We start from the raw sequence: 15,019 nt of genomic DNA on the forward strand, positions 1-15,019 counted from the left end.
GAGTTAAGAACTGGAGGCAAATCAAAATGAAAGATGTGAAGAGAATTTGGTTGGGAGGAATAGTACTAGCGTTATCCGTAACGTCATTTTACTGTAGCCCTGATCAAAATACGAACAATACCCAAGACCTGGCTTTATTAGGAGGACTTTTAGAAACTCCTGAGAAGGGAACCGGAAATCTGGGAGGATTAGATAACACGGATCCGAAAGCCCAAAATATTTTGGACGATCTAACAAGCGTTGTCTATGGATCTTACGATGTAGTGTATATTCCTGGTGCAGTATGTAGCAACGGAACTCCTTACAAAATATTCGTAGATCGTGCAGATGGGATCTTGGATTGGCTGTTAGGATATTCCAGCAGATTGTTGGTATATTTGGAACCTGGAGGCGCTTGTTGGGATTACGAAAGTTGTACGGGACAAACTGGTATCAGAGGAGCTGCAAATCCTAACGGAATTCCTGATAACCATATGAACTTCGGAGCGTTTATAGATCCGAACGTTCCAGGTGGAAGTCCAAATGCGGTGATCTCTCCGATCATATTAAGAAACCACCCTACCGGACAAAATGTGAAAACTTCCAATTGGAACAAAGTGTTTATTCCTTACTGCACCGGAGATGTGTATTCGGGAAATAAGGTTGCAACATATTCGGATCCGACCGGACAAAATCCCCCGATCACCTATCGTCACGTAGGTGCCAAAAATATGGAGTTGGTCATCGATTGGCTGAAAAACAACTTTAACAAACCTAAGGAGATGTTTGTTTCCGGATGTAGCGCAGGGGGAGCCGGCTCTTTGATCAATTATCACTTCATTAGAAAAGCTTTAAGTCCTTCTAAAAGTTATCTATTGAATGATTCAGGACCTATCTTTCCCGCGCCTGGATTCGGTAATCAGTGGCCTTTGCAGCAAAAAATCAAAGATGCCTGGAATACCGAGTATTTTATCGGCAAAGCCCAGCCTGATTTTCCTTCCGTGGACATTCGTGCCGACTATGGAAAGATCAGCGAGGCGCTCGCTCAAAAATATCCGAATGATAAACTGGCGATCACTTTATTCAGAAGAGATGCCAATTATTCAATGTATTCTTATGCAAGATTTTATGGATTGGACGAGAACAATCCTGCAGATAAGGAATACATCATTTCCACTCTCTGGGCACAGGACATCGAGAATTTGAAGGCTCAATACGATAGATATCCGAATCTCGAATATTTTATACCGTATTATAGAAGTATCAATGAAAGCCATTGTACTTCTATTGTGGAATTTACCGGAACTGAAATAGAAAATACCGGAATTACACTCGGGACCTTCATTAACGATTATCTATTAGGAAGTTCCACTTTCAGAAGTTTCTTTGAAAGTGTGAACCCGAACGATGCAAACGTAACGAATTTCTGGTTCGCGTTAGTTAATCTTCTACTATAATCTCTCTCGGAGAAGGCGGACATATTGCCGCCTTCTTTTTTTCATTCTACTTTTAAGCCGCTTTTTCTTCTTTTAAAGGGACAACGTAACCCCAGAAAAGTGCCATCATAATTCCTGCAATGTACATCCAAATGCTGAAAATTGCAGACGGAAGAGCTACCTTAGGACCGAAAAATTGGATCGCAAGAGTCATACCAAGAGTAGTATTTTGGATCGCAACTTCGATAGAGATGGTTCTCGCCTGCTTCTCTGCAATCCCCAATATTTTAGGGAAAAAATAACCTGCTATAAATCCGAAAGTGTTATGAAGAATGACCGCAAATCCCACTAAAAGGACCATTTCTATAAAATTGTCCCTGTTCTTATAAGTTACAAAAGCGACTACGAAAACTAAAAACAGAATGGAGAATATTTTATAAGGAGTCTCTATCTTCTGAGCAAAGTTAGGGAACTTATGTTTTACAGCCATGCCGATCGAAATCGGAAGGACAATGATCACCACAACAGTCTTAAGCATTTCCACAAAGGAGATCTGCATAACACTGGAACCGGTTGAATCCAATAACGAACCGAAAAATGCGACGATCACTGGTGTCAACAACGGACAGAGAAGTGTGGAAAGTGCCGTGATCACAACAGCAAGAGCAACGTCTCCCTTTGCCAAATAATTGATCAAATTAGAAGTAGTCCCACTAGGGCAAGATCCTACAAGAATGACGCCTAACGCGAGTTCGTATTCCAAACCTAAGATCAATACGACCGCGTATGCTGCCAAGGGCATGATGACGAAATGGCCCAAGGTACCGACCAAAGTTTGGAGAGGAGTTGTAAAAATCCGTCTAAAATCTCCGACTGCTAGCCCGAAACCCATTCCGAGCATTACGATTGCCAAAAGAGCCGGAAGTAGCCCCTTTTCGACTGCACCTAGTTGCATGATTCTCTCCTTAACATAACACCTGTTTTATTATTTTTATCACCGAGAAGAATCTCGGCTCTTATTTCCGGGAACGTATCTTACTGACCGGAAAGCCCTGGGCTGAAAAGCTTTTTTTCTCCCCAGTCCGAACTGGTTTCTAATCCAAAGACCCTAAAATTTTCATCAAATCGTCAAAGGGAACCGTTCCAGTAATCCGACCAATGAAAAGGTCCTGAATCCAAACAATTTCATTTAGTTTGACATAAAACTAAATATTTCCAGAAAAGGAAATATTCTAATACGACCGGAGCGACAAATGCACGTATTATCCCTCTCCGACTCTAAGCCGGGGTTTTTCAAAAGAATATTAGAAAAATGGAAACTATTTAGATTTAATAGAATGATCCGTAATAATTGGCCCGTCTATCATAGGCTCGGCCCCAGATTCGAGTTTGTTTCGGAAGATCTTCTAAGACTAAAAGTCCGATTTCCTTTTAACAATAAAACCAAAGGTTATAATGGATTCCATTTCGGCGGAGCAATCTACGCATTCGTGGATCCATTGTATGTTTACTCTATATCGGAAAGCTTGGGTCCTGAATATCTTGTTTTAGACACAAAAGCAGAGATTGATTTTCTGAAAGCAAGTAATCAAGACCTGATCGCCGAAACGAAAGTTTCTCACGAAGATATAAGATCCATCCGCGAAGAATGCGGAGCTAAAAAGAAAACCTCCCGGATCTATCAAATTGAGATCTTAGATCCGGATGGCCAAAAAGTCGCGATCGTTAAAAAGACAATTTATATCAGGAAACTGAATCCTTCTTTTCCCATAACTTCAAGACTATAAGTCCGGAAATCACTCCGAATATTAGGAACACTGTGCCCAATGTATATTTCAATTGCAGAAGATATCCTATTCCGAAAAGCCAGGCGTATAAGGAAAAAATCGACAATAACCAGATCCTTATTCTGGAATAGAAATTTTTGCGAGCGGATACTCCACCCCATCTTCCCCAGAAGCCAAAAGGGTGCAGCTTGTTTACGAATGCGTCTAATACTTCGTCCGGAACCGGAGCGGTAAGAAAAGTCACTAAAATCGAAACGATTACACTTCCTAATGCAGTGAAAAATAGGAGATAATCCGCGTTTACATCCGGATATACTTTATATAAAATGAATGAAAGAACTAAAGCTGTTCCCATTCCGGATAATTCCGTCCAAGCGTTAGCTCTCCACCAGATCCATCTTAAGATCTGAGGAAGCCCCAAACCGGACGCCATTGCTAAGAAAAATTTCCACGCGGAAGCGATGGAGTTCATTTGGGTTGCTACTAAGATAGCGATTCCCGCCATTAAGACTACCGCAATCCTTCCTGCTACGACAGTTTCTTTGTTTCCGGCATTCGGTTTTAGAAATCTTAAATATAGATCGTTTACTAAATAACTAGCTCCCCAGTTGATATGAGTATCCGCCGTAGACATGAATGCAGCCATCAAACTTACAAACACCAATCCCAAACATCCAGCAGGCAGAACTATCTTCATTAGCACCGGATATGCAATCTCTCTATCCGACTGAACGACACTTCCTGCCGGTTGGAATAGATCCGCATCATGCAAAGGGAATACTACCAAACATACGAGACCCGTTAATACCCAAGGCCAGGTGCGCAAAATAAAATTAGCGATATTAAACCAAAGAGAACCTAATTCCGCATCCCTAGGTGTTTTTGCGGTATGTAATCTCTGCGCTAAATATCCCGATCCGTCCGAATGATATTGGATCCACCACTGTACACCTATGAATATTAGAAAAACTTGAAGAGGAAGTCCATGCTCTTCTTCTCCTATCCTTGGCCAAAAAGAAATGATGGATTCCGATTTTCCGGGATACAGAGTTTCTAATTTGGAATACAGACCTTCTAAACCGCCTACGTATTGGACCGCAAAGACTGCAAATACGACTGCGCCACTTATTCCTAAAGCAAATTGGAATAAGTCCGTCAGGATCACACCTTGGATCCCGCCCATACTACTATAAAAAACTACGACTGAAAAAAGTATAAGTACTGTAAGTGTAGTATTCAAATCTCCTAATATTAAAAAGCTTGGCCAAGCTCCGGAGATAGATCCGAATACTTCTGAGCCAAGCAATACGTTCCAATCTAAGAATGGAGCGGTGATCTTGGACATTGCCTTAAAGACCCAGCCCAATATGATAGAATTAAAAAGGATACTTAAGAAGAATGCTTTTGCTGCTCTTAGGATCGCGGCTCCAGTTCCGGAATATCTTAATTCTACGAATTCAACATCCGTAAGAACTTCTGCCTTTCTCCAGGAGGCGGCAAAGAAAACAGTAATGATCAGATAACCGATCGCCCAACTCCACCAGAGCCAGTTCCCGCCTACGCCATCCGCAGCAACCATGCCAGTAATGACCAAAGGAGTGTCCGCGGCAAACGTAGTCGCGACCATAGAAGTTCCGAGCCACCACCAAGGAAGTTTTCTGTCCGCAACGAAATAAGAACTCAAACTTTCTCCGGCCTTAGAGGAAAGAAGAAGTCCGACCGAAAAAGCAAAAATGATATAAGCTAAGATCAGATACCAATCAATAGGAGAAAAAATGGGGTCCCCCTTCTCCCGAACAAGGGAGAACTCTCCATAAAGATCGGCCGACTTTCCTTGAAAACAAGGATTCTTTCCAGCCTTCCGGATTTGATTTATCTTGATCCCCGCCCCAAGCCCAAAAAGATGGTTGGCAGCGATGGCAAACATAATCGTCCAAAAGTATGGGGGAACATCTGTAGGATCTCCCGATCGCATCCGGAACGTAGCCGGTAGAATCAAACGTTATCATGAAGAAGGCAACCATGTTGTCGTAGTCGTTTCCGCAATGGGACATACGACGGACGAGCTCGTGGACCTTGCCGATAAGATCACTAAAAATCCTCCTAAAAGAGAGATGGACATGTTATTGTCCACAGGGGAGCAGGTTTCTATTTCTCTTCTTGCAATGGCTCTTTGGGATATTGGAGTTCCTGCAAAATCATTCACAGGTTCCCAGATCAAAATGATCACGGACGGAAACTTCTCCAATGCAAAGATCCAAGGAGTAGATCGTTCCAGAATAGACGCAGCATTAAACGAAGGAAACGTTGTGATCGTAGCAGGTTTCCAAGGGATAGACCAAAACGAAAACATCACTACCCTAGGGAGAGGCGGTTCGGATACTTCTGCGGTAGCGTTAGCCGCCGTACTTGGCGCAAAAGAATGTGAGATTTATACTGATGTGGACGGGGTTTATACCGCCGATCCAAGAGTGGTTCCCCAAGCCACTAAACATTCTCAAATCACTTATGAGGAGATGTTGGAACTTGCAAGCCTAGGCGCTGGTGTTCTTCATTCCAGAAGTGTGGAGTTGGGAATGAATTACGATGTCGTCATTCATGTACGTTCCAGCTTTAATAATAATCCGGGAACTTTGGTTGTAAACGAGGACAAAATTATGGAAAAATTGAAAGTAAGCGGAGTCACCGCAAAGAACGACCAAGCCAGAATTACAATCGCGGATGTTCCTGATAAACCGGGGCTTGCAGCAGTTCTATTCGGAGATCTAAGCTCCAAGGATATTCTTGTAGATGTGATCGTTCAATCTTCTCCTTATAATGGAAGGAATACTATCTCTTTCACTATTCCTAAAAAAGATCTAGGCCAGGCGCTTCCAATTTTGGAATCCTTCTCCAATTCTCAGGGAGCAAAAAAGCCGGAGATAAACGAAGAGATTTCTATCGTTTCTGCAGTAGGGATCGGAATGAAATCCCATGTAGGAGTCGCCGCTCAAATGTTCAAAGCTCTGGCAGAAAAAGAGATCAATATCGAAATGATCTCCACTTCAGAGATCAAAATATCCTGCGTGATCCCAAGAATTCATGCAGAAACTGCCGTAAACAAGATCCACGAGACCTTCGGGCTTTCGAAAAACGGTTGAACAAGAGAGGATCGGGAGCATCCTTTTCCCTGTGTTAGGATTTTTTCCCGCATCCTCAGCTTCGATTTCGCGCAAACTCGCCTTATTCTCCGGTTTAGTTTCTCTAAGTGTATTCACTTCGGAGATCCGGCCAGCAGAATCCCTAAATAAGATCATTGCAACCGTTGGAAACCAATCCATCAGCGAGTTGGATTTCGACGATGCTCAAGATAAATACCAAAAACTTACCAAATACCTCAAAAACGAGGATATGAGAAAATCTTTACGCACTCGTATCATAGATTTTTTAATCGATAGAGCGGTAGTGGATTCCATTGCAGAAGACGAATCCATCCAAGTGAATGAAAAAAGATTAGAAAGCGAGATCGAAAAAAGAATGGAGTTTATGGGAATCACCTCTCGTAAACAATTCGAAAAGGCGGTCGAGTCCAGCTCCGGAATGTCTTACGAGCTTTGGTATACGGAACTTCCTTATCAGATCAAAAAAACTCAGCTCATGCAATACAAGGTGCCGAATCACCCACCGTCGGACAAAGATATTCGTACATGGTATGCTCAAAATAGAGAGAAGGTAGGATTCGAAGTCCAATACAGACAGATCGCAATCTCTCCCAATAATGATTCCATTACCGAAGAATCCAGAATCCACAAAGAAGCGACCGAGATTAAAAAGAATGTTCTGTCAGATCCTGCTTCTTTCGGGTTGATCGCAGGTTCTCCTAGAAATACGGATGCAAACTTAAGAGCCAGAAAAGGACTTATGGATTGGGTTTCTTCTTTCGAACTATATAAGACGAATCGTTCCGTTGCAGTTGCATTATCTACCGTTCCTGTCGGTTCCGTTTCGGAAGTATTCAGAGACGAAAGAAAACGTTATTGTATCGTCAAGGTAGAAGGTAAAAGACCCACTCCTTTAGAGAACGTTCGCCAAGGGATCATAAATCTTCTCGGCCGCGAAAAAGAAGACGAAAATTTTATAAAATGGGTAAGAGAATCTAGGTCCACTGTGCCGATACAGATCTTCGACGAAGCGTATAAAAAAGAGAACAAGATCCCGGACCAACAAGAGACCTTCACCCTGGATTAAGTTCTGAAATCTTCAGCGAAACAAATCCTATAGAATATGAAATTCCCCCCCCAAGCAGTCGTATTTTATCTAAAAGAAGATCTTATAACCGTAAAAGGAAATGTAGATCAGGCAAATCAGCTTCTCTATTTAGAACTTACCCTTAAAAAATTATCCTCCGTTTTAAAAGGAATTCCCGTATATTCCAATCGAAAGATCGGATCAGCGGATGAATCCAAAAAGACCTCCAATCAATTAGAATATTCTGATTTTATAATTATTGAATCCGGATCGGAAGCGGAATTTTTCTCCAAGATCTGCGATAGACTTCCTGATTCCAGAACGGGAGATCCGGAATGGGACGAGACCTGTTTTCTGGTTTTCGATGGTTTTGCACCTATGCTTGACCCGGCTCTTACGGAAGAATTGGTACTTCGTCACGAAAAGTATCTGGCTCAGTATTCTTATTCCGAAAATCTTCCTTCGGGTATTGTGCCTAGAATTCTCTCCAGAGAATTTGTAAGAAGTTTACCAAACGGATACGCAGGCGGGACCCAAGATTTTTTGGCAAAAAATATCAACCAATTCGATACTGAAATTTTTTATACTTCTCCCGATCTCAGGCAATGGAGATTAGATTTCTCTGCAAACAATCCGAGATCTTTCCGACTGTTATCTTCTTTTCTAAAGGAGAAGGAAAACTGGAAGTATGATGAGATCCAATCCTTCCTAATCTCTCGTCCTGAGATCTTCCGTTCAGCTCCAAGCTACTACGAAGTTGAGTTGTACAGAGGCTGCGAATACGAATGTAATTTTTGCCCTAGACAAAATCTAAAACCGGAGAATGATAATATAATTTTAGATCCTCAAGTTTTAGATAAACTTTTGTCTCAGGCGGAGAACCTTGGACTTCCTTATAACGTATGTTTTGGCGGATTAGGAGAACCTACTCTACATCCAAACTTTCCTGAACTTGTTCAAAAAACTCTCGCTTTCGCAAATCTAAAAGAACTGTTCATTGAATCCGCTTTATATTCGGATCTCTCCGGATTCATCAAATTGCTTTCTTCATTAAAAGAAGAGGAAAAGAATAAGATCAGCTTGATCGTAAACCTGACCACAAGAGATAAAAAGGCTTATTCCGAACTTTATGGAAGGGACAATCTGGCAAAAGTTTTACAAAACCTATCCGCAGTCTCTCAGGTTTTACCTAAGTCCTCCATTCATTTGCAGTTCCTGAAAATCAGGGAAGTCGATGCAGAGTTGGATTCTTGGTACGAACAAGCCCAAAAAGAAGGATACGAAATTATTTTACAAAAATATAATTCTTATTCGGATACTCTTCCTCAACGCAGAGCCTCGGACCTTACACCTTTAGGTAGAGACTTTTGCTGGCATATTTCCAGAGATCTATATTTGAACGCGGACGGAGAAGTTTCCATCTGCAAACAAACCCCTGGCTCTAAAAAACATTCTATCGGAAATATAAACAAGGAATCCCTGGAACAAATCTGGGCTAAAGGAAATCCGTTTTTCACTTCTTCCGCGAAAGGAGCGCACGGATCAATCCCTGCCCCTTGTATTTCCTGCGATGAGTGGTATACATTCAACGCCTAAACCTGAGATCCGATCCTTATTCGCTTTTATACAAGCGAGGACCGGGTCCACAAGATTCCCTAAAAAAGTAATCCGTCCTATCCCTTTCGATTCGGATAAAACTATCTTGGATCATATCCATGATCGGATCTTAAAGATCTTACCGAATTCCAGGATCGTTTATTTGATCCCGGAAGGAGATTCGGAACTAGTATCTTTTTTGGAAAAGAAGGATATGAACCATTTCTCCGGGCCTTTGGAAGATGTTCGCCAAAGATACATTCTTGCCGCAGAAAAATATAAAGCGGATGCAATTCTAAGACTGACCGGAGACAATCCGTTTTATGATGTAACCCATTTAGATCTACTCATCCAAACATTTATAGAATCGGATTCGGATCTAGCATACTTCAAAGGATTACCCCTCGGAACAGGAGGAGAAGTTTTCAGAACTTCTGCACTTTTAGATCTTTCCGACTCACAACAAGAAGAAAGACATAAAGAACATGTTAGCATTCATATCAAAGAAGATCCGAATCGATACAAAATCACAGCAATCCCAAGCCTACTAACTAAAGAAGAAGGATCCAGATTAGCAAATTTCAGACTGACCGTGGACACTCCTGAGGATTTTGAAACGATCTCAGAGTTAATTTCTCGGAAATCTTTTGAAATCATCGGCAATTTTAATACAAAAGAATTTCTAGAATGGGAAAAGGAAGAGCCTTCTCTTTTTCGGAAAAATCTGGATGTTCCTCAGGTAAAATTTAGTCTACCTTCTCCGAACCAAACGACCAAAGGAAAAATTGGAGTATTGGTCGCTCCCGCAAAAGAATTCGGTTCCGGACATTTCTCTAGAACTTCCCTTTTGTATTCCTTTTTACCATACAGAGGCTGGGAACCCGAATGGATCTCGTCTTTCCCAAAAGACGGAGAATATAATATTCTTCTAATAGACCATAGGGATATCGAAATACCGGTCTCTTACAAAAAAACAAAAGTTTTACTATTGGACCATTTTGGAGAAGATCGAAAAAAATACGATTTTTGGGACCTTCTCCCTCATCCTCAAAATGATCCAAACTTCGACTGGGAACAGATCTTAATTCCTCCGAATCTGATCTCAACAGCTATAAGTGAGAAAAAGAATCCAACAAAAGATTACGGGATCTTTTGTTACGCAGGAAGCTTAGGAAAAGAAGAATCCGAAAATCTGGATCAATTCCTAATTCGAAATTCTTCTAAAAAGAAAATCCGGATCGGAGGAACTCCTCCAAAAAGTAAAGAGATCGAATATTTTCCCAGACTTTCACGAGTTCAGTATCTGCAAAAACTACGATCTTCCGAAAAGTTCTTAGGATATTTTGGCCAAAGCTTATTCGAGGCTTTGTATTTAAAAATACCTTGCGCTACTTTTTCTATTTCTCCGATCCATCGAGAACTTTCTAATATTTTAGAAAGATATAATGTTTCTTTTACGGATCTGAACGGAGAGACAAAGTTCTCTTTGGGAACAAAAACAGTCGGAGAAAATGGATATAAACTTCTTTTAGATAAGATAGATTCTTTATAAAGGCCCAAAACCCTCCGCGACTTTGCGCCTCTGCGTGAGATCAAAAATCATTAAATTAACGCGCAGAGACGCGAAGCCGCAAAGAAAGTACGATATTAAATTTAGTAACCGCGAGGGATCAAACCGGGGTCATAAAAATCGCGAATGCGATTTTTTGACCGAAGGTGAGAGCCCGGTCCGAAGGACGCGGCCAAGCACAACTAACGTGCCTGCCTATGGGCACTGCGATTTGTAGAATCTGGATTCTACGTTCCGCCGACTTAAAACCGCGCTTCTTCTATGAGTCGACCGACCGTCGGATTTTCCGCCAGAAAGTCAGGAAACATTTTTCATTTTATTTGTTTCCTTTGTTGATTTTTTAGAGCGTTGTTATGAAATATGTTTGACCGACGCATAGTCGGATGTATTGTCAAAACCGACTAACGGTCTATACCGACCGTCGGTTTAGCAGGAGGAACCACCATGATCCCAGCGAAAATCTCCACAAAAGAAAGAATTCTCAACGAATCCAGACGGCTATTCTTCGAAAAAGGATACGAAACCACTTCTATTCAGGACATTCTATCCGCATTAGATATAGCTAAAGGAACCTTTTATCACCATTTTCAATCCAAAGAAGAACTTTTAGAAGAAATCGCAGTGCAATTCGCGAAAGAAGCACATGCGGCTATGCAATCAGAAATTGGAGATTTGGGATCAGAAGGCACCGGCCTGGATAAACTCCGCAAAGCACTCATTGTTGCAAGAAACTGGAAAAAGGGTAAATCGGAAGAAGTTCGCTTCCTTCTCGAATCCCTTTTCTCTGCCAGCAATCTTCAATTGAGAGATAAGATCAGACGCAAATCCGTAGACTTAAGTTTTCCGTTATTTGCTTCTTTAATCGTAGAAGGCCAGCAGGACGGATCACTCGAAAGTGCATTGAGAGCAGATCACCTAACTTCCATCATTTTTGACCTAAGCGATGCTTTGGGGGAAAAAGTTGCTTTCTATCTTTTAGGAAGAAGTAAAGATTCCGAAGCCGATATCTACGATCTGATGCTTTCTTATCACAAAACGATAGAAGATCTGCTCGGCTGCCCGGAAGGCGGATTGGATTATTTTAGCAGAGAAGATTGGAGCGAACTCGCTCAGCTTTTCAAAGGTGGTGCGGTTTCTACTCCAAGCTTGGAACCTTTGCCATTGGTTGCGAACGCAGGTTAAGTGAACAGCCTGCCCCTAGGACAAATATATGCTACTTTATGCATTAGTTCCTACACTCCCCAGATTGGATTCCAATTCTAATCCGGACGTGGAGGACTATTTAGAAAAAACTCCTTCCGTTAGGAGTGAAAAATTAAAGGATTTGGTGGATTCGATCCGGGAAGAATTTTCCGATCTAAGAGAAAGTCTGAAATATGGTATGCCTACTTTCGAAAGGAATGGGCGATGGGTCGCATTCTCGAACCATAAAAGCCATCTTTCCATCTATTTCTGTGAAGAATCTTTTGTAAGGGCATTTCGTGCCAAGTTTCCAAAATCGGAAAGCGGCAAGAATTATGTGTCGATCAAGGATAAGGAGAAGTTCCCTTCTTCTTATTTGAAAACCTTACTCAAAAAGACCTTACACTAAGGAAAAGATACTACTCTAGCTACCTTGTTATAAAACTGATCTTTAAGTTTTAAGGCCCTGGAACAACACTCTGGGGCCTTTTTTATAATATTCCCACTTGATTACAAGGTCAGTACGACTTGACCTCACCCTCCGACGGAAAATTCTATCCGAACGAAGGCTATGAAGAAACAAATCAGCGACCGTTACGAACCTACCAGTGTAGAACCGAAATGGATCTCTCTCTGGGAGAAGGAAAAAAGTTTTGAGCCCAACCTCAAAGCAGGGGAATCTTTTACCATCGTTCTTCCTCCTCCTAACGTGACCGGAAGCCTTCATATCGGTCACGCACTCAATCATACTATCCAAGACATTCTGATCCGTATTGAACGTAAAAAGGGTAAATCCGCTCTTTGGGTACCGGGAACGGACCACGCAGGGATCGCAACCCAAGTAGTCGTAGAAAGAGAACTTGCCAAAGAAGGCAAAAAGAGAACCGACTTCACTAGAGAAGAATTCGAAAAAAAAGTTTGGGAATGGAAGGAACACTCCGGTGGAATGATCCAAAACCAGCAAAGACTTTTGGGCGAATCGGTAGATTGGTCTCGTTCCAGATTCACTATGGACGAAGGATTGTCCAAAGCTGTATTTAAAGTTTTCAAAACATTATACGACGAAGGTTTGATATACAGAGGAGAAAGGATCATCAACTGGTGTCCCAAAACTCTAACCGCCATCTCGGACCTAGAAGTAGAGCATAGAGAAGTAAAAGGAAAACTTTATCATTTACGTTATCCTATCGTTGGTCAGCCCGGAAAATACGTTATCGTTGCCACTACAAGACCGGAAACTATGTTCGGGGACGTTGCAGTTGCGGCTCATCCTGACGACGAAAGATATAAATCCCTAAAAGGCGCGGAGTTGGAACTCCCACTTACCGATAGAAAGATCCCGCTCTTATTCGATTCTTTCGTGGATAAAGAATTCGGATCCGGCTTGGTAAAGATCACTCCTGCTCACGACCCGAACGACTTTGAAGCGGGACAAAGATTAGGTCTTAAACCTTTATTAGTGATGAATCCTAATGCTACTCTGAATGAGAATGCGGGAAAATACGCAGGATTAGAAAGATTCGTAGCTCGTAAAAAAGTGATCGATGATCTGCAAGCCCTGGGCCTCGTCGAAAAGATAGAAGAACACACTCATTCCATCGGCCATAACTCCAGAGGTGGAGAAATTATAGAACCATACTTATCCACCCAATGGTTCTGTAAGATGAAACCTTTAGCCGAACTTGCCATCCAAGCTGTCCAGTCCGGAGAGACCGAATTTGTTCCTAAACTTTGGGAAAAAACTTTTTACGAGTGGATGAACAATATTAGAGATTGGTGTATCTCTCGCCAATTATGGTGGGGACATCGTATCCCTGCATATCATTGCAAAAATTGTAAACATATAGAAGTTTCAGAAACCAAAGTTAATAACTGTCCTAAATGTAATTCTACCGAAGTGGAACAGGACACAGACGTTTTAGATACTTGGTTCTCTTCTCAGCTTTGGCCATTCTCCACTCTAGGCTGGCCGGAGAACACGGAAGATCTGAAAAAATTCTATCCTACTTCAGTACTCGTAACCGGATTCGATATCATATTCTTTTGGGTAGCCAGAATGATCATGATGGGAAAGAAATTCTTAGGCAAGGCTCCTTTCCAAAAAGTGATCATCCACGGATTAGTTAGGGATAAGGAAGGCAAGAAGTTCTCCAAGTCTATAGGAAACGTTATCGATCCTTTGGACATGATGAATAAATATGGAACGGATTCTTTCCGCTTCTTCCTGGCTGCTACTTTACCTGAAGCAAAAGACGTCCTATTTGACGAAAGCAGATTGGACGGTTATCGTTCTTTCTGCAATAAGATCTGGAACTCCAGTCGTTTTATCTTAATGAATTTGGATACAGATTGGAAGCTGGAAGATCTGGAATCTAAATACGGTTCCAAGTTAGAGCCGATGGATAAATGGATCCTTCACAGATTCAACGAAACTCTTGCAAATTACGAAAAAGCATATTCCAAATTCCTGTTTTTCGAAATGGCTTCCCAGATTTACGATTTTGTTTGGGGAGATTTCTGCGATTGGTATATCGAACTAGTTAAGCCTAGAATTTATGGAAAACTGGGAGAAGAGTCCAAAGAGATCGCAAAACAAGTACTTGCAAGTATTCTAATCAAAGCTTTAGGACTTCTTCATCCTTTTATGCCTTTCTTAACCGAGGAAATTTACGAAGTATTCAGCGAAGGGGAATTTTTGATCCAAACTCCTTTTCCAACTTCTTATAATGTTTCTGCCGACGATGAAGGCGTTCAAAAGACGATCATTCTTCAAGATGTAGTGACCCAGATCCGTGTTCAAAGAGCGGAGAATGGAGTCCCTTTGGATAAAAAATGTAAGGTGATCCTAAAATCTTCGGAGCCTTTAGTTGTTTCTGCGGTAAAAGACTTTGAGTTTTCTATCTTACAATTAGCTCGTTTAGAAAGTATAGAAGTGAATGCAAACTATGCGGGAGAAAAAACCGACTCCGTCGGTGCGTTCCGTTTTGGAGAGGTAATTCTTCCTTTAGCGGGGATGATAGACTTCGAAAAAGAAAGAGCACGTATAGACAAAGAATTACAAAAGCTGATCCAAGAAGAAGAAAAGCTAGCTTCCAAATTAGGAAACGAGAATTTCATCGCAAAAGCGAATCCGGACGTAATCGAAAAAGAAAAAGAAAAGCTCAAAACTGTCCGTGATAAAAAAGAAGTTCTCCAAAAAGGTTTGGAAAAACTAGGTTAATTTTTTCGGACTTTAAACCGCG

The 15,019-nt window shown here is 41.6% G+C and carries 11 protein-coding genes; 9 read left to right on the top strand and 2 right to left on the bottom strand.

Annotated elements, in window-relative coordinates:
- Positions 1 to 26 precede the first annotated feature (26 nt).
- Entirely contained in the window at positions 27 to 1,436 is a 1,410-nt protein-coding gene (locus LEP1GSC185_RS19295; RefSeq protein WP_008593355.1) for a pectin acetylesterase-family hydrolase, read from the top strand.
- 52 nt (positions 1,437 to 1,488) lie between these two features.
- On the opposite strand, the gene LEP1GSC185_RS19300 is transcribed toward LEP1GSC185_RS19295, so the two are convergent.
- Entirely contained in the window at positions 1,489 to 2,370 is an 882-nt protein-coding gene (locus tag LEP1GSC185_RS19300; RefSeq protein WP_008593072.1) for a bile acid:sodium symporter family protein, read from the bottom strand.
- A gap of 298 nt (positions 2,371 to 2,668) precedes the next feature.
- Here LEP1GSC185_RS19300 and LEP1GSC185_RS19305 point away from each other — a divergent pair, with 298 nt between their 5' ends.
- Positions 2,669 to 3,202, top strand: coding sequence for a PaaI family thioesterase (locus LEP1GSC185_RS19305; RefSeq protein WP_008593385.1), 534 nt, complete (start codon positions 2,669 to 2,671; stop codon positions 3,200 to 3,202).
- Here LEP1GSC185_RS19305 and LEP1GSC185_RS19310 read toward each other — a convergent pair.
- Complete coding sequence (locus LEP1GSC185_RS19310; protein WP_024864075.1) at positions 3,159 to 4,979, bottom strand: sodium:solute symporter family protein; 1,821 nt, start codon at positions 4,977 to 4,979, stop codon at positions 3,159 to 3,161. The genes LEP1GSC185_RS19305 and LEP1GSC185_RS19310 overlap by 44 nt on opposite strands.
- Positions 4,980 to 5,118: 139 nt before the next feature.
- Between LEP1GSC185_RS19310 and LEP1GSC185_RS19315 the strand changes: the two genes are divergently transcribed.
- The 7 genes from LEP1GSC185_RS19315 (at position 5,119) to LEP1GSC185_RS19345 (ending at position 14,997) form a co-directional block, all read left to right on the top strand.
- Positions 5,119 to 6,342 carry an aspartate kinase gene (locus LEP1GSC185_RS19315; RefSeq protein WP_008593161.1) on the top strand — a complete coding sequence of 408 codons (1,224 nt, stop codon included), beginning with the start codon at positions 5,119 to 5,121 and terminating at the stop codon, positions 6,340 to 6,342.
- 64 nt (positions 6,343 to 6,406) lie between these two features.
- Positions 6,407 to 7,429, top strand: coding sequence for a putative peptidyl-prolyl cis-trans isomerase (locus LEP1GSC185_RS19320; RefSeq protein ID WP_332306300.1), 1,023 nt, complete (start codon positions 6,407 to 6,409; stop codon positions 7,427 to 7,429).
- Between the two features lie 36 nt (positions 7,430 to 7,465).
- The gene (locus LEP1GSC185_RS19325; protein WP_008593179.1) at positions 7,466 to 9,025 is read left to right on the top strand and encodes a spiro-SPASM protein; all 1,560 of its coding nucleotides are present in this window, start codon (positions 7,466 to 7,468) and stop codon (positions 9,023 to 9,025) included.
- A complete protein-coding gene (locus tag LEP1GSC185_RS19330; protein ID WP_008593276.1) occupies positions 9,000 to 10,577 on the top strand; it encodes a cytidylyltransferase domain-containing protein in 1,578 nt (525 codons plus the stop codon). The genes LEP1GSC185_RS19325 and LEP1GSC185_RS19330 overlap by 26 nt, the downstream gene beginning before the upstream one ends.
- Positions 10,578 to 11,039: 462 nt before the next feature.
- Positions 11,040 to 11,777 (top strand): TetR/AcrR family transcriptional regulator, encoded by a 738-nt coding sequence (locus LEP1GSC185_RS19335; protein ID WP_008593089.1) that lies wholly within the window; start codon positions 11,040 to 11,042, stop codon positions 11,775 to 11,777.
- 28 nt (positions 11,778 to 11,805) lie between these two features.
- Entirely contained in the window at positions 11,806 to 12,186 is a 381-nt protein-coding gene (locus LEP1GSC185_RS19340; protein ID WP_008593302.1) for an iron chaperone, read from the top strand.
- A 162-nt stretch (positions 12,187 to 12,348) separates the two neighbouring features.
- Positions 12,349 to 14,997 (top strand): valine--tRNA ligase, encoded by a 2,649-nt coding sequence (locus LEP1GSC185_RS19345; RefSeq protein WP_008593262.1) that lies wholly within the window; start codon positions 12,349 to 12,351, stop codon positions 14,995 to 14,997.
- Positions 14,998 to 15,019: the final 22 nt, after the last annotated feature.

Source organism: Leptospira licerasiae serovar Varillal str. VAR 010 (assembly GCF_000244755.1).
In the GTDB taxonomy this organism is placed as follows: Bacteria; Spirochaetota; Leptospiria; order Leptospirales; family Leptospiraceae; genus Leptospira_B; species Leptospira_B licerasiae.